Annotated in this window: 13 protein-coding genes; 5 read left to right on the forward strand and 8 right to left on the reverse strand. The window is 64.0% G+C overall.

The window, feature by feature from the left end:
- Positions 1-81: 81 nt before the first annotated feature.
- The 7 genes from WNB94_RS03195 to moaA all read right to left on the reverse strand — a co-directional run bounded on the left by WNB94_RS03195 (position 82) and on the right by moaA (position 6,844).
- Entirely contained in the window at positions 82-1,272 is a 1,191-nt protein-coding gene (locus WNB94_RS03195; RefSeq protein ID WP_341388349.1) for a GGDEF domain-containing protein, read from the reverse strand.
- Between the two features lie 96 nt (positions 1,273-1,368).
- Positions 1,369-1,752 (reverse strand): fluoride efflux transporter CrcB, encoded by a 384-nt coding sequence (gene crcB, locus WNB94_RS03200; RefSeq protein WP_341388351.1) that lies wholly within the window; start codon positions 1,750-1,752, stop codon positions 1,369-1,371.
- Positions 1,746-2,282: a molybdenum cofactor biosynthesis protein MoaE gene (locus tag WNB94_RS03205; protein ID WP_341388352.1), complete on the reverse strand. Its 537-nt coding sequence runs from the start codon at positions 2,280-2,282 to the stop codon at positions 1,746-1,748. Before WNB94_RS03205 ends, crcB begins: the two co-directional genes overlap by 7 nt.
- Before the next feature lie 3 nt (positions 2,283-2,285).
- Positions 2,286-2,543, reverse strand: a complete 258-nt coding sequence (gene moaD, locus WNB94_RS03210) for a molybdopterin converting factor subunit 1 (RefSeq protein ID WP_341388353.1) — start codon at positions 2,541-2,543, stop codon at positions 2,286-2,288.
- A complete protein-coding gene (locus WNB94_RS03215; protein WP_341388354.1) occupies positions 2,540-3,820 on the reverse strand; it encodes a molybdopterin molybdotransferase MoeA in 1,281 nt (426 codons plus the stop codon). Before WNB94_RS03215 ends, moaD begins: the two co-directional genes overlap by 4 nt.
- Positions 3,821-3,853: 33 nt before the next feature.
- Positions 3,854-5,836: a type IV pili methyl-accepting chemotaxis transducer N-terminal domain-containing protein gene (locus WNB94_RS03220; protein WP_341388355.1), complete on the reverse strand. Its 1,983-nt coding sequence runs from the start codon at positions 5,834-5,836 to the stop codon at positions 3,854-3,856.
- A gap of 27 nt (positions 5,837-5,863) precedes the next feature.
- The gene (gene moaA / locus WNB94_RS03225) at positions 5,864-6,844 is read right to left on the reverse strand and encodes a GTP 3',8-cyclase MoaA (RefSeq protein ID WP_341388357.1); all 981 of its coding nucleotides are present in this window, start codon (positions 6,842-6,844) and stop codon (positions 5,864-5,866) included.
- 138 nt (positions 6,845-6,982) lie between these two features.
- On the opposite strand from moaA, the gene WNB94_RS03230 reads away from it, so the two are divergent.
- Entirely contained in the window at positions 6,983-7,528 is a 546-nt protein-coding gene (locus WNB94_RS03230) for a hemerythrin domain-containing protein (protein ID WP_341388358.1), read from the forward strand.
- Here the strand turns inward: WNB94_RS03230 and WNB94_RS03235 are convergent, their stop codons facing one another.
- Positions 7,529-8,677, reverse strand: coding sequence for an NAD(P)H-dependent flavin oxidoreductase (locus tag WNB94_RS03235; RefSeq protein ID WP_341388359.1), 1,149 nt, complete (start codon positions 8,675-8,677; stop codon positions 7,529-7,531). It abuts the gene before it with no gap.
- Between the two features lie 148 nt (positions 8,678-8,825).
- Between WNB94_RS03235 and WNB94_RS03240 the strand changes: the two genes are divergently transcribed.
- The 4 genes from WNB94_RS03240 (at position 8,826) to WNB94_RS03255 (ending at position 16,216) form a co-directional block, all read left to right on the forward strand.
- Positions 8,826-9,530 carry a response regulator gene (locus tag WNB94_RS03240; RefSeq protein ID WP_341388360.1) on the forward strand — a complete coding sequence of 235 codons (705 nt, stop codon included), beginning with the start codon at positions 8,826-8,828 and terminating at the stop codon, positions 9,528-9,530.
- 101 nt (positions 9,531-9,631) lie between these two features.
- Positions 9,632-10,903, forward strand: a complete 1,272-nt coding sequence (locus WNB94_RS03245) for an MFS transporter (RefSeq protein ID WP_341388361.1) — start codon at positions 9,632-9,634, stop codon at positions 10,901-10,903.
- Positions 10,904-10,922: 19 nt separating this feature from the next.
- Positions 10,923-12,374, forward strand: coding sequence for a NarK family nitrate/nitrite MFS transporter (locus WNB94_RS03250; RefSeq protein WP_341388362.1), 1,452 nt, complete (start codon positions 10,923-10,925; stop codon positions 12,372-12,374).
- Positions 12,375-12,400: 26 nt separating this feature from the next.
- Positions 12,401-16,216 (forward strand): nitrate reductase subunit alpha, encoded by a 3,816-nt coding sequence (locus WNB94_RS03255; protein ID WP_341388364.1) that lies wholly within the window; start codon positions 12,401-12,403, stop codon positions 16,214-16,216.
- Positions 16,217-16,231: the final 15 nt, after the last annotated feature.

Here is a 16,231-nt window from a genome sequence, read left to right on the forward strand (position 1 = left end):
GGTGGCGCCTCCATGGCGCCCTGTTGCTCATGAAGATAAGGCAGCTGCGGCTGTTTTCAAGGGGCAGCGGCTTGCGTCACGTCAAGAACGGGCGGGGACGGCGGGCGCCTGCTGCGCGTCGTCAAAAACCACACGGTTACGCCCAGCACGCTTGGCCACGTACAGGCAATCATCTGCCCGGCGCAGGTCTGGCTCCAGCGAGGCGCCCTCGCTGTGAAAGCTCACCCCGATGCTCACGGTGACGGGCACCGGCCCTTGACGCGTCATGCACGGCGTTCGCTCCACCAGTTGCCGCAATCGCTCGGCAACCACCCGCGCTTCACCTCGCCCGCGGATGGGCAGCAAGACGGTGAACTCCTCGCCTCCATACCTGGCGAGCAGCGCATCGTCGCGCAATTGCTCGCGCACGATGCGTGTCAGGTGCCGCAGGACCTCGTCGCCCACCAGGTGTCCATGGCGGTCATTGATCAGTTTGAAGTGGTCCACATCCATCATCAGCACCGCCACCTGATGCGCTTGATGCGCCTGCAGGGCCAACATGCGCTCGCCAAGTTCGCGCAACCCTCTGCGGGACAAGGCGCCGGTGAGGTCGTCGGACAGGGCCCGAGCGTGCAACTGCTGAACCAGCCTGTCGTTGATGATGGCAAACACCACGGCCGCCACCGACAGTGGCAGCAGCGCGAACGACACGCCCGACCATGGCAGCAGCCAGGCCGGTGCATGCAACCAATGCGCGGGATACGGCCCCGGCACGGTCAGGCCATGCCACAGCATCAGCAACCACAGGGTGGCAAAGCCCCCCGCCACGACCAACAACCCCAACTCGCTGGGGGTGACCCGGGGGCTGCGAAGGATCAACCAACCCTGGTCCAGCAGCAAGACCACGCTGACGATGGCGAACACCGACGACACGGCCAGCACGAATGCAGCGGCGTCACCCCACCACGCCACGCCCCACAGCAGCGCCCCGGCGCTCAGGGTCAGTGCGCCGCCCCAGGCAGGATGGGTGCGTCGTCCATTGAGCTGGCGAAACGCCCAGGCCAGCAAACACACGCCCATGGCCGCCAGCCCGATGGCGAACTGTCCCAGGGTGGGCTGCCAGGCCGCGGGCCCGAAAGCCAGCAGCAACATGGCCGCCAGGCACACGAACGCCGCCCGGTAAAGGTGCACGGCCTGGCGAATGCGCGGCTGATCCGTGCGCACCAAACCCATCAAGCCCAGGCCCACAAGTGCCCCGGCACCCGCCAATGCGTAACTGGTGAAAATGTCCACGCCCGCCATGTGCTTTTTGCCAGCCGAAAGATGCCCTCGTTATCGGCGAACCAGCGCCGGTCTGTAGCACCGCTGGCCACAGCCTGCGCCCGGGCCTCAACCCATCCAGAGGCGCACCAGCCTGGCACCCAGTGCGGCGCAGGCCAGGGCCCCCAGCACGTGCAGCAGCGTGTGGGCCAGGGCCATGCCCAGACGCCCACGCTCGATCAGGGCCAGCGACTCCACAGAGAACGTGGAAAACGTGGTGAGCGCCCCCAGGCCTCCGGTGATCAGCAGCAGGCGCAGCAGGTCGTTCGGCTCTCGCTGCAGATACGTCACGGCACCGCCGGCCACCAGCCCCCCCAGCAGGTTCACCAGCAAGGTGCCCAGCGGGAATCCAGCCCACAGCGGGTTCAGCCACAGCCCGGCCCCCCAGCGCATCAGTGCACCCACCATGGCCCCCACGCCCACGGCCAACGCAGCATGGATCGGGGTCAGCATGAAGGGTCCTCCTGGGCGTGCCAGCGCTGGGCGGCCACCACGTCCGTGTCCCGGGCCTCAACCCACGCACCCACGCCGCCCACCGACTCTTTCTTCCAGAACGGCGCCTCGGTCTTGAGCCAGTCCATCAGAAACTCAGCACAGGCAAAAGCCGCCTGACGATGCGCCGACGTGACCGCCACCAGCACGATCTGATCGCCCATCGCCAGGGCCCCGACCCGGTGCACCACCCGCAGGCCGCGCACATCGAATCGGCGCCGGGCCAAGGCCATGAGGGTGGCGATGCTGCGTTCGGTCATGCCCGGGTAGTGCTCCAACTCAAACCCCAGGCTGGCAGGGTCCGCCCCGCGCGCGGCGGCCCACTCCCGCACGGTGCCCACAAACGCCACCACCGCACCCACCTGGGTGTCGCCGGCCCGCAAGCGCGCCACCTCGGTGCTCAGATCGAAATCCTCGGCGTCAACGCGCACACCGGCCAACTCAGCCTGCCAGTCGATGTCAGCTTGCTCAGGCCGCGTGTCCAGGCTCATGGATCACCCCCCCGTCACGGGTGGAAAAAAAGCCACCTCGTCGCCATCGGTCAGCGCCTCGTCGTCATCGCACATCTGCTGATTGCGTGCCGCACGCAACGCCCTGACCCCGTCAAAGGCTGCCGCATGGCCGGCCGATCTCTGGCACAGGTGTGCCCGCAGGGCCGCCACGGTGTGGGGAGCAGGCCAGTCCGCCAGGCTCACCTCATCCTGGGCACCCAGTTTTTCACGCAAGGCGGCGAAATAACGCACGGTGATCACATCAGCTCCTGCGGCATCGACGCGGCTTGCCGACACGTCCCTGGTGGTTGCAACAACCAGCTCAACGGCAGGTACCGCACATCGTCGCCCGGCTGGATGGTCGTGCCGGAAGGCACATCCACCAGGCCATCCGCCCACGCGGCCGACGTGAGCACGCCCGAGCCCTGGTGCGGGTAGATCTCCACGGCGCCCTGCGGCCCCAGGCGGGCACGCAGAAACTCGCGTCGCTTGTCGGGCGTGGGCCAGGTGAACGCCGCCTTGAGCATCAATGGCTCAGGCACTTGCCAGCCCAGGCCGGCCAGGTGGCCGATCACGGGGCGCACCAGCAACAAAAAGGTGACGAAACTGGCCGACGGGTTGCCTGGCAGCCCCATGTAGAGGGCCTGACCGCCATCGCGTCGGCGCAAGGTGCCGAACACAAAAGGCTTGCCCGGCTTGATGGCCAGCGCCCAGAAATCCAGGCTGCCTTCGGCCTCGACGGCCTGGCGCAAATGGTCTTCTTCGCCCACCGACACACCGCCACTGGTGACCACCAGGTCACAGCATTCAGCCGCCTGACGCAACGCCTCACGGGTGGCGTCCAGGCGGTCGGGCACCACCCCCAGGCCATGAACCTGCGCACCGCTGGCCTGAGCCAGCGCCATCAGGGTGTGGCGATTGCTGTTGTAGATGGCGCCGGGGGGCAATGGCTGGCCCGGCATCACCAGTTCGTCGCCCGTGGTCAGGATGCCCACACGAGGGCGCCGCCACACGGGCAGCTCCGCGGCCCCCACCGACGCCGCCACCCCCAGGGCCGCTGGCCCCAGCGAGGTGCCCGCGCGCAACACGGTCTGGCCGTTGGCGATGTCTTCGCCCCGCAAGCGGATGTTCTGCCCCAGGCGCACGGGCTGTGTGAACCGCACGGTGCCATCGGCCCCTGGTTCGGTGTGCTCTTGCATGACCACGGCATCCGCGCCAGGGGGCACCGGGGCACCAGTGAAGATGCGGGCACAGTGGCCCGGGGCCAAGGCCTCACCCACCTGACCGGCCGCGATGCGCTGCGCCTGGGGCAGGCCAGCGGTCGCGCCGGCGGCCATCAGGGCCTGAACGTCGGCCTGGCGCACGGCATAACCATCCATGGCGCTGTTGTCATGCGGTGGCACATCCACCCCGGACACCAGATCCTGGGCCAGCACACGGTTCTGGGCCTGCTCGGTGGGCAGGGTCTCGGTGCCAGGGGATGGAGACTGTGCCTGCAGGGCCTGAGCCAGGCGGCTCCAAGCATCATCGAGGAGCATCAAGGGTTTCGGAGATTTCGACACAAGGCACTCTTAAAGTTCATTCAGGGTCAGCGTCAATTCGGTACCTTGCTCGCTGGACCGCACATCCAGTTGCGCACCGATCAGCGTAGCCCGCTCGCGCATGATGCTCAAGCCCACATGGTTGGCATCGGGCGCCGAGCCTTCGGGATCAAAACCCCGACCATCGTCGCGCACCTGGATGCGCCACTTCGGCTGGGCCTGCATGTTCACCCAGACTTCCCGCGCCTGTGCGTGCTTGCGCACGTTGGACAAGGCCTCCTGCACGATGTGCAGCACCTGGATCTGGACATCAGCCGGCAGGGGTACGCCATCATCACTGACCTGAAGGTGCGTCTTGACGCCCGCCTGCAACTCGAACTTCGACAAGGTTTCCTGCAAGGCGAGATCCAGTTTTCCACTGTCGGTACGCACCCGGAAATGCAGCAGCAGCTCACGGACATCGTTGTAGCTCTCCTTGATCCCGGTATCCAGCTCGGCCATGGCCAGCTCGGTGGCGGCCTGGTCGCCGCGTGTGACGGCCCCTCGCAGCAAACCCATCTGGATCTTCAGGAAGGCCAGTGACTGGGCGATCGAATCATGCAACTCTTGTGACAAAAGCTTGCGCTCGCGTGCCACCGCAGACTCTCGGTCGAGTGCCGTCATCCGCAGGCTCTCCATGGCCCCCGCGAGGTGGCTGGACAGGGCGGCGTAGAGTTCGCGGTCTTCGGTCACGGGTTGGGCGTCGTGGCGGTAAAAGAGCTCGATCTCGCCCAGCAACCGATTTTGCAAGGTCAAGGGAATGGTGACCAAGGTGGCATAGCCCTCCTGGGCACACAAGCGCTGAACGGGGTGAGCGACACCCGACTCGGGGACCATCGCCTCGACGATGGGGATGACCCGAACCGATGGCATGACACCCGCATCCATGCGCGCACCACAGAAACAGTCACCGGTCAGCACGCACTGTTCTTCCTTGGCCAGCACCTGGGGCAGGCTGTCGCTGGCCAGCAGCATGTAGCGGTCGTTGGCCTCGTCAGACCAGCGAATGGCCACGGCATCGGCCAGTGCCACCTGGCGCATGCGTCGCGCAAAGCCCTGTGTCAGTGGCCCCAGTTGATCGGCCGCAGCCACAAAGGTCGACACCTCATACAAAGCCTCCAGACGCACCTGCTCGTCCTGCAGCCGGCGGGTTTTCTCCTGAACCTTGGCCTCCAGGTCGCCGTAAGACTGCGCCAGGCGATCGGTCATGCGGTTGAAAGCCCGCGACAAATCGCCCAACTCATCGTCTGCGCCGGGAACGACACGGATGCTAAAGTCACCCTGCTCCACCTGGTCCACGGCGGCGCGTAACCGCGCCACGGGCTCCAGGACGACGATGTAAGCGGCATACAGGATCAGCAAGGAGCTGATCACGGCCAGCAGCATCATGACCAACTGGAAGTTATGCAAGGTCGAGGTGCGCGCCTCCAAGCGCTGCTCAATGAGCCCCACCAATTCGTTGACCTCGTGCACAAACGGGCCGACATTCAGCAAGGGCCTGGGCTGAGCGCTGAGCAACTGCGCCTCGATCTGTTGGCGCAAGAGCCGCCAACCTTGTTGCACGCGGGCCAATTGGCTCTGAACCTCAATGCTGGTGGGCACTGTCAGGGGACGCACGCCATCACCCCAGGTCAGCAACGCCAAAGTGGTATCAATATCGCTCAGGCGTTGAGCCACCTGATCTGACACAGGCGGAGGTACTGGCACATGCTCGTCACGCAACTGCAAGGCGATCTGGTAGGACATCATCCGGATGCGCCCGGCCTCGTTGATGGCGGCCGCGCCCCCCTCCAGTTGCCAGGTGATCCACATGGACAGCCCCACGGTGGAGAGCGCCACGGCCAGGAATACGCTGCCGATGGCCGCCAGCTTACGCGCCAGGGTCAGTCGAGGCCGGCGAAGACGAGTCTCTTCTTTCACCGACGGCGACTCATCAGCGTTGGAGATGAGGGGATCAGATGAGGGCAGACTCATGGGATTCACGGCTCAGGCCAAGCGTGTTCAACCACCGGTTTGGGCCATGAACCGGATGATTTTCTCGGGGCGTTCCTGAAATTCATGCCGCTCGGGCTTGCGAGCCATCGCTGCGTGAATCGCGTCGTCCAGGTCGGCGTCTGTGGCGCCGTCGCGCAACCAGGCCCCCAAGGGCACCTGATCATTCTGCCCCAGACAGAGATACAGGGTGCCATCGACACCCAGGCGGACGCGGTTACACGCCTCACAGAAATGCTGGCTCATGGGCGTGATGACCCCCAGGCTCATCTCGCTGCGCGGATCTTGCCAGTAACGAGCGGGCCCCGCCCCACGCCCCAGCACTTGCGGAACCAGCCCGAGTTCACGCGCCAGCGCATCGCCGAGAGCGCTGAGGTTTCGCCCCGTCGTGGCACGGCCGGTGTCACCCACCGGCATGGGCTCGATCAAGCGCAGCACCAAACCATGTTCACGCGCGAACATCACCATGGGCATGACCTCCTGGTCATTCACCCCATCCTGCACCACCATGTTCAGCTTGATCGGTCGAAATCCGGCCTGACTGGCCGCACGAATGCCCGCCAGCACCTCGTTGAGGCAATTGCGCCCGGTGATGCGCGTCATGCAGGCCTCGTCCAGACTGTCCAGGCTGATGTTCAGACGGTCGACGCCAGCCTCTTTCAGGCCCGAGGCCATGCGATCCAGGCGGGTGGCATTGGTCGACACCGACAGATCGCGCACCCCTGGCATGGCCTTGATCCGCGCCGCCAGGTCGCACACACCACGGCGCAAGAGGGGTTCGCCACCCGTGAGTCGAACCTTGCGAACACCCAGGGCTACAAATCGGCTCACCAGGCGGGCCATCTCCTCATGGGTCAACCAGTTGGCAGGCTCTTCAAAGCCTTTGAAAGCCTGGGGCAGACAGTAGGTGCACCGCAGGTCACAGCGGTCGGTCACGGACACCCGCAAGTAGTCGATGACGCGGCCGTGTCCGTCAATCAGGGTGGGCATGGTGGGCAAGAAGGGTGATCCAGATAACCACCAGTCTAGGGAGGGCAGCGTTGCCTGAACATCCTCCTGTGGCACTACTCCCTTCGTGCATCACGGGCACCTCGGCAGCACACAGCCGTGCGGCGCACAATCCAGTGCATGCCTGCTTTGCCCTCTCGCGCCCCTCGCACCGCCTTGCCACCCAGTGGCCCTCAGATTTCCGACCCGCTGGAATTGTTGCTGGCCTGCCACGACAAGGTGCGGCACTTCACCGGTCTGCTGCAGCGCCTGGAGGCGCATGTGCGCAGCACTGGGGCTGACACCCAGGCCCAGGATGCAGCACGCGCCGTGTTGCGCTACTTCGAGATGGCCGCCCCCAAACACCACGCCGACGAAGATCAGGACCTGTTTCCGGCGCTGATGCGATTGAACGACAGCGCACTGAACGACACCATGGCCCAACTCAGCCTTCAACACGACCAACTGGGCGTGATCTGGCTGCAGGTGGCGTCGTGGTTGCAGGCACTGACTCAGGGCGACTCTGTATCTTTGCCCATCCCCATCGACGCGATTCAGGCGTTCTGCACGGGTTACCAGGCACACGCCCGACTGGAGGAAGCGCAGGTGTTTCCACACGCGCAGCGCCTGCCCCCCGATGCCCTGGCCCAGGTGGCCGCCGCGATGGTGGCGCGGCGCACCGCCTGATCACACCGATACAGGTTGTGACTGCCCGGTCAACAGGCACACCATCAGGTCACGAGCTGAACGAATCTGGCTGCCGAACGGCAAGGCGCCCACCCCACGGAAGAACAGGCCCTTCTTCACATCGCCACGCAAGGCCGCCGCCAACTGGTTGTCGATACAGAACTGACCCCAGGTGTTGAGCCCGTCGCGCAGACCGCACTGGGCGAGGCAATCGAAAGCCTTGGTGCAACGGTCTTTGACATGGGCCACCGACTGCAGTTTGCCCTCCACCTTCAGATAGGATTGCAACCATGGTGTGCGCACCGCCCGGGCCGGCAAGCCGGCCACGCTGACAAACTCGGCCAGATCCTCATCGCGGGCTTCGGCCAGCACCTGTTTGAAGGCCTGGTGGGCATCGCCCTCGGTGGTGACAGCAAAGGGCGTGCCCAGTTGCACGCCCGCAGCCCCCAGGTTTTGCACCCGCACGATGTCGGCCTGGCTGCGGATGCCTCCGGCAGCAATCAGCGGGATCTCCCGCTCGAGGCCCGCGCTGCGGAAGAACGCCAATGTGTCAGGGATGACCCGCTCGAAATCAAACCGTGGGTCGTTCAAATCAGCCACCTGAGCCGCGCCCAAGTGCCCTCCGGCCAAGCGCGGGTGCTCAATGACGATGGCATCAGGCAGGCGCTTTTTGCGCTCCCACTTCTTGACGATCAACTGAATGCCCCGCGCATCGGAAAGAATGGGAATCAGCAGCGTCTTGGGGTGGTCTTTGGCCAGATCGGGCAGATCCAGCGGCAAGCCCGCCCCCACCACGATGGCGTCAATGCCCGAGGCCAGGGCCTGCTTGACCGACGAGGCGTACTCCGTGACGGCGCGCATGATGTTCAGGGCCAGCAAACCGGTCGGTCCTGCCAGGGTTCGGGCGGTCTGGATCTGCCGGTCGATGGCCTCCAGGTTGGCCGCGTCGATGCGTGCCTTGGTGGCATCCCCAGGTGGCAGGCCGGTGGTCTGCGCCATCAGATCCGGGTAATGACGACGGGCATCGACAGATGACAGTGTGCCCATGCCCCCCAGACTCGCCACGGTACCGGCCAGGCGACTGCCTGACACGCCCACACCCATGCCACCTTGAACAATGGGCAGCAAGGTTCGTCCACCCAATTGCATGGGCCGTACAGGGCTGTTGGATAGGTGTTGCAGCAAGTCAGACGGTATCGAAGGCATGATGGACAATCCGGGATCGTGAGAAGCGCAGGGTACGTGGCCCACGACCGTTGTGGACTTGCCCTGTGTCAAACGATGAATGGATTTGCCCATGCCTGTGCGCCTTCTGGTTGTGGATGACCACACTCTTTTCCGCCGAGGGCTGATTGCCCTGCTGGGCCAGTCACCCGAAGTGGCGGTGGTGGCCGAGGCCGCCGATGCGGGTGAGGCTTTGCGCAGCGCCACCACCCATCAACCCGATGTGATCCTCCTGGACAACCACCTGCCGGGGGTGCATGGCATTGACGCTTTGCCGCAATTGTTGCAAGCCAGCCCCCAAAGCCGGGTGCTGATGCTGACGGTGAGCGAAGACGCCAACGACCTGGCACAGGCCCTGTCCCGCGGAGCGGCCGGCTACCTGCTGAAAACGGCCGAGGGCGCCGAACTGATCCAGTCGATTGTTCGCGTGCACCAGGGTGAATCTGTGGTGTCGACCGAGATGACCACCAAACTGGTGCTGGCCTACCAGCAGGCCATTCAGGGCGCAGACAACAACGCCAGCAGCATCAGCCCTCCCCCTGCTGCGCCAGTAGCCCCCCCGGAGGTCCCAGTCAGCCCGCTGCAGAAATTGTCGCCACGCGAACGCGACATCCTGCGTGAGATCGCCCGGGGCGCCAGCAACAAGGAGATCGCACGCACGCTGGACATCGCGGAAACCACCGTGAAGATCCACGTGCAACACATCCTGCGCAAACTGAATCTGAGTTCAAGAGTGCAGGCCGCCGTGATGGCCTCGTCTGATCTGGATCAACCCTGACCCCAGGGACTAGTTCTTCAGAACGACCCCGACAAACCCACAGAAGGATATTCGCCTAGCGCCTAAATTCTGACACTGCCGGACATGGAAAGGAATTGACCATGTCTAGCGGAAAGAACAAACAAGCGCTCTCCGTCCTCATCGTCAGCACACTGGCTTTCACGGTGTGCTTCATGGTTTGGATGATGTTCGGGGTCATCGGGATCCCGCTGAAGAAGGAACTCGGCCTCTCGGCCACCCAGTTCGGCCTGTTGATGGCCACCCCGGTGCTGACCGGCTCGCTGGTGCGCGTTCCGCTGGGCATCTGGACCGACCGCTTCGGTGGGCGCATCGTGCTGTTCATCACCATGCTCTTGTGCGTGGTGCCGATCTGGCTGATGGCCTACGCCACCGAGTACTGGCACTTCCTGGTGCTAGGCCTGTTTGTGGGCTTGGCCGGTGGCACCTTCTCGGTAGGCACCCCCTACGTGGCGCGCTGGTTCCCCCGCGATCAACAAGGCTTCGCCATGGGCGTGTTCGGCGCCGGCAACTCAGGTGCCGCCGTCAACAAGTTCATTGCCCCGGTGATCGTGGTCGCCGTGGGCTGGACCATGGTGCCCCAGGTCTACGCAGCCATCATGCTGGGGACGGCCATCATCTTCTGGCTGGGTAGCGCCCATGACCCTGCTCACCTGGTGCCTGCGACCAAGGGGGGCTTCATGGCGCAGATGCAAGCGCTGAAGGATCCCCGCGTGCTGAAGTACTGCCAGTACTACAGCATCGTGTTCGGTGGCTACGTGGCCCTGGCCCTGTGGATGGTGCAGTACTACGTGGGCGAATATGGTCTGGACATCCGCGTGGCCGCACTGCTGGCTGCCTGCTTCTCCTTGCCAGGCGGCGTGCTGCGCGCCATAGGTGGCTGGCTGTCTGACAAGCATGGCGCCCACAAGGTCACCTGGTGGGTGATGTGGGTGAGCTGGATCTGTCTGTTCCTGCTGAGCTACCCGCAAACCGAATTCACCATCCAGACCATCACCGGCCCGCAAACCTTCGAGATCGGTCTGAACGTCTACAGCTTCACAGCGCTGATGTTTGTGCTGGGCATTGCCTGGGCGTTTGGCAAGGCCAGCGTGTTCAAGTACATCAGCAACGACTACCCGAACAACATCGGCACGATCAGCGGCATCGTCGGCCTGGCCGGCGGCCTGGGGGGCTTCGTGCTGCCCATCATGTTCGGCTACCTGCTCGATCTCACTGGCATCCGATCCAGCGCCTTCATGCTGCTCTACGGCGTGGTCTGGGTGTCGCTGATCTGGATGTACCTCACCGAAGTGCGCACACGCGATGTTCTGGGCGGCGAGCCCCAGGGCGCAGTCGTGGGCCAACGCAGCTGATTCACCGAAAGGACACATCATGTCAGCGCCAACAAGCATCAGGGCCCAGGCCCGTCCGGGCAGCACGCTCACCGTGTGGACCCCGGAAGACAAGGCCTTCTGGGATTCTCAAGGCCAGGCCATTGCCAAGCTCAACCTGTGGATCTCAGTCCCCGCACTGTTCCTGGCCTTCGCCGTCTGGCAGCTGTGGAGTGTGGTGGCCGTCAACCTGCCACAGATGGGCTTCAACTACTCCACCAACCAGCTGTTCTGGCTGGCGGCCGCACCGGCGCTGTCAGGCGCCACGCTGCGCATCTTCTACTCGTTCATGGTGCCGGTGTTTGGCGGTCGCCGCTGGACGGCCATCTCGACCGCCTCGCTGCTGATCCCGGCGGTGGGCATCGGCTTTGCGGTGCAAGACCCCACCACCCCCTACCCCACCATGCTGTTGCTGGCCCTGCTGTGCGGGCTGGGTGGCGGCAACTTCTCGTCGTCGATGTCCAACATCAGCTTCTTCTTCCCGAAGGAGCGCAAGGGCTCGGCCCTGGGCGTGAATGCTGGCCTGGGCAACCTGGGCGTGTCGGTGGTGCAGTTCCTGAGCCCCATCATCATCTCGGTCGGCATGTTCGGCTTCCTCGGCGGCGAATCACAAACCATTGTGAACAAGGCAGGCCAGACCGTGGAGGTCTGGGCTCAAAACGCCGCCTTCGTGTGGGTGCCCTGGATCGTGATCATCTCGGTGGTGGCGTGGTTCTTCATGAACGACATCGCTGATGCCAAGGCGTCGTTTGCCGCACAGGCCGCGATCTTCCGCAACAAGCACAACTGGCTGATGTGCGTGCTGTACTTGGGCACCTTCGGTTCGTTCATTGGTTACGCCGCCGGCTTCCCGCTGCTGATCAAGTCGCAGTTCACGGAGGTCAACCCGCTGGCCTACGCCTGGATCGGCCCGCTGGTGGGCGCCTTGATTCGTCCCGTGGGCGGCTGGCTGGCCGACAAGCTGGGCGGCGCCCGCGTCACCTACTGGAATTTCATCGTCATGGCTGTGGCTGTGGTGGGCGTGCTGTACTTCCTGCCCAAGACCAGCGGCAGCGTCTTCGCCCTGCCCTTCGGCCCGCATGAAGGCAGCTTCACCGGCTTCTTCCTGATGTTCCTGGTGCTGTTCATGACCACCGGCATCGGTAACGGCTCGACCTTCCGGATGATCCCGGTGATCTTCATGAACTTGAAGACTCAACGGGTGCCACGCAATGACGACGTGGCCCAGGCCAACGCCATCAAGGAAGCCAACACCGAAGCAGCCGCCGTGCTGGGCTTCACCGCCGCCTTCGCAGCTTACGGTGGCTTCTTCATCCCCAAGAGCTACGGCTCGGCGATTGCCGCCACCGGTGGCCCTGAACTGGCGCTGCTCACCTTCATCGCCTTCTACCTGGTGTGCATCGGGCTGACCTGGTGGTACTACGCCCGCCGCGACGCCGAGCAACCTTGCTGAACACCTTCCCCACGGAGTCACACAACATGAGTCACTTTCTGGACCGACTGACCTTCTTCGCGCAAGCCAAGGAAGGATTCGCCGATGGCCACGGCGTCACCACAGGCGAAGACCGCACCTGGGAAGACGCCTACCGCAGCCGCTGGCAGCACGACAAGATCGTGCGCTCGACCCACGGTACCAACTGCACGGGTTCGTGCTCGTGGAAGATCTATGTCAAGGGCGGCATCGTCACCTGGGAAACCCAGCAGACCGACTACCCCCGCACGCGCCCAGACCTGCCCAACCACGAGCCCCGCGGCTGCGCCCGTGGCGCCTCATACAGCTGGTACCTGTACAGCGCCAACCGCGTGAAGCACCCGATGGTGCGGGGTGAATTGCTCAAGCACTGGCGTGCGGCGCGTGCCGTGGCCAAGAGCCCGGTGGATGCCTGGGCCAGCCTGATGTCCAGCGATGACACCCGCCGCAGCTGGCAGAAACAACGTGGTCTGGGCGGCTTTGTGCGCACCACCTGGGAAGAGGTCAATGAAATCATCGCCTCGGCCAACGTGTACACCATCAAGCAGCACGGCCCTGACCGCATCATCGGCTTCTCGCCCATCCCGGCGATGTCGATGGTGTCTTATGCCGCTGGTAGCCGCTATCTGAGCCTGATCGGTGGCGTGTGCATGTCGTTCTACGACTGGTATTGCGACCTGCCCCCTGCCAGCCCGCAGATCTGGGGCGAGCAGACCGATGTGCCGGAATCGGCCGACTGGTACAACTCAAACTACATCATTGCCTGGGGCTCGAACGTGCCACAAACACGCACGCCCGACGCCCACTTCTTCACCGAGGTTCGTTACAAGGGCGCCAAGACGGTCGCCGTCACGCCCGATTATTCCGAAGTGGCCAAGCTGGCCGACATCTGGATGCACCCCAAGCAGGGCACCGATGCGGCTGTCGCCATGGCCATGGGCCACACCATCCTGCGCGAGTTCTACATCGACAAGCGCAGCGCCTACTTTGACGACTACGCTCGCCGCTACACCGACCTGCCCATGCTGGTGATGCTGCAGGAGCAGGACACACCCGCTGGCAAGGCCCTGGTACCCCAGCGCTACCTGCGTGCCAGCGATCTGGCCGCAGAGAACTTGGGGCAAGGCCACAACGCCGAGTGGAAGACGCTGGCCTATGACGGCGCCGGCCGCGTGGTGGTGCCGCAAGGCTCCATCGGCTTCCGCTGGGGCACAGACGGTCACTCAGACCAGGGCAAGTGGAACTTGGAGGCCAAGGAGGCTGTCGAGGGACGCGACGTCAAGCTCAAGCTGTCCGTGCTTGAAGACGAACAACACGCCGAGACCGTCAAGACTGACGTGCAACCCGTGGCCTTCCCTTACTTCGGTGGCATCGACTCGCCGGGCTTCAAGTCAAACAAGCAAGGCGATGTGATGGTGCGCCGCGTGCCCATGCAGCGCCTGACTGTGCAAGAACAAGGTCAGAGTCGCGACGTGTGGGTGGCCACGGTGTACGACTTGCAGGTGGCCAGCTACGGCGTGTTCCGTGGCCTGACCGACCGCGAAGGTGTGCTGGTCGACGATGGCGCCCGTAGCCTGGACGACAATGTTCCTTACACCCCCGCGTGGCAAGAACAGATCACCGGCGTGCCGCGTGATCAGGTTCTGACCGTGGCGCGCCAGTTCGCCGACAACGCCGACAAGACCAAGGGTAAGTCCATGGTCATCATCGGTGCGGCCATGAACCACTGGTACCACTGCGACATGAACTACCGCGGCATCATCAACATGCTGATGATGTGCGGCTGCATCGGCCAAAGCGGCGGCGGCTGGGCCCACTACGTGGGTCAGGAAAAGCTTCGCCCACAAACCGGCTGGACGGCTCTGGCGTTCGCGCTGGACTGGTCACGTCCCCCTCGTCAGCAAAACTCCACCAGTTTTTTCTACGCCCACACTGACCAGTGGCGCTACGAGAAGCTGGGCGTGGACGAGATCCTCTCGCCCCTGGCCGACAAGTCCAAGTTCGGCGGCAGCATGATCGACTACAACGTGCGCGCCGAACGCATGGGCTGGTTGCCCTCGGCACCGCAGCTGCAGACCAACCCCCTGAAGGTGGTCAAGGATGCAGCCGCCAAGGGCCTGGACCCGAAGGACCACGTGGTGGCCTCATTGAAGGATGGCTCGTTGAAGCTGTCGTGCACCGACCCTGACCATCCCGACAACTGGCCGCGCAACCTCTTCGTTTGGCGCTCCAACCTGCTGGGTTCGTCTGGCAAGGGTCACGAGTACTTCCTCAAGCACTTGCTGGGCACCACGCACGGCGTGCAAGGCAAGGACCTGGGTGCCGATGACGCCAAGCCTGAAGAAGTCGTCTGGCATGACAAGGCGCCCGAAGGCAAGCTGGACCTGCTGGTCACGCTCGACTTCCGCATGAGCACCACCTGCCTGTACTCCGACATCGTCTTGCCCACAGCCACCTGGTACGAGAAGAACGACCTCAACACCAGCGACATGCACCCGTTCATCCACCCGCTGTCCTCTGCGGTGGATCCGGCCTGGGAAGCCCGTTCAGACTGGGAGATCTACAAGGGCTTCGCCAAGAAGTTCAGCGAGGTCTGCGTGGGACACCTGGGGGTCGAGAAGGAAGTCGTGATGTCGCCGCTGATGCACGACACCCCGGCTGAACTGGCCCAACCCTTTGGCGTGCAGGACTGGAAGAAGGGCGAGATCGACCTGATCCCGGGCAAATCCGCCCCGCAAATCACGGTCGTCGAGCGCGACTACCCGAACACCTTCAAGCGCTTCACTTCGCTGGGCCCGCTGATGAACAAGCTGGGCAACGGTGGCAAGGGCATTGGCTGGAACACCCAAGACGAAGTTCACCAACTGGGCGAACTGAACGGCATCGTGCGTGAAGAAGGCGTGTCTCACGGCATGCCGAAGATCGAGACCGACATCGACGCTGCTGAAGTGGTGATGATGCTGGCGCCCGAGACCAACGGCCACGTGGCTGTGAAGGCCTGGGAAGCGCTGTCCAAGCAAACCGGCCGTGAGCATGCCCACTTGGCCCTGCACCGCGAAGACGAGAAGATCCGCTTCCGCGACATCCAGGCCCAACCGCGCAAGATCATTTCGTCGCCCACCTGGTCAGGGTTGGAGAGCGAAAAGGTTTCGTACAACGCCGGTTATACCAACGTGCACGAACTGATTCCATGGCGCACCCTGACCGGTCGTCAGCAGTTCTACATGGACCACCCCTGGATGCAGGCCTTCGGCGAAGGCTTCGTGAGCTACCGCCCGCCGGTGGACCTGAAGACGCTTGACGACATCGCCGGCCGCAAGCCCAACGGCCACAAGGAGATTGCGCTCAACTTCATCACGCCACACCAGAAGTGGGGCATCCACTCGACCTACACCGACAACCTGATGATGTTGACACTGAACCGTGGCGGCCCCGTCATCTGGTTGAGTGAAGACGACGCCAAGAAAGCCGGCATCGTGGACAACGACTGGGTGGAGCTGTTCAACACCAACGGGGCCATTGCCGCTCGCGCGGTGGTGAGCCAACGGGTCAATCCCGGGATGGTGATGATGTACCACGCCCAGGAAAAGATCATCAACACCCCGGGCTCGGAGATCACGGGTACGCGCGGCGGCATCCACAACTCGGTGACGCGTGTGGTGCTCAAGCCCACCCACATGATCGGTGGCTACGCCCAGTTGAGCTACGGCTTCAACTACTACGGCACCATCGGCACCAACCGCGACGAATTCGTGCTGGTGCGCAAGATGAACAAGGTCGACTGGCTGGACGGCGAAGTTGCCGCCACCCCCACTCACGCCTGAGACCGAAGGAGCACA

The organism is Aquabacterium sp. A3 (genome assembly GCF_038069945.1).
In the GTDB taxonomy this organism is placed as follows: Bacteria; Pseudomonadota; Gammaproteobacteria; order Burkholderiales; family Burkholderiaceae_C; genus Aquabacterium.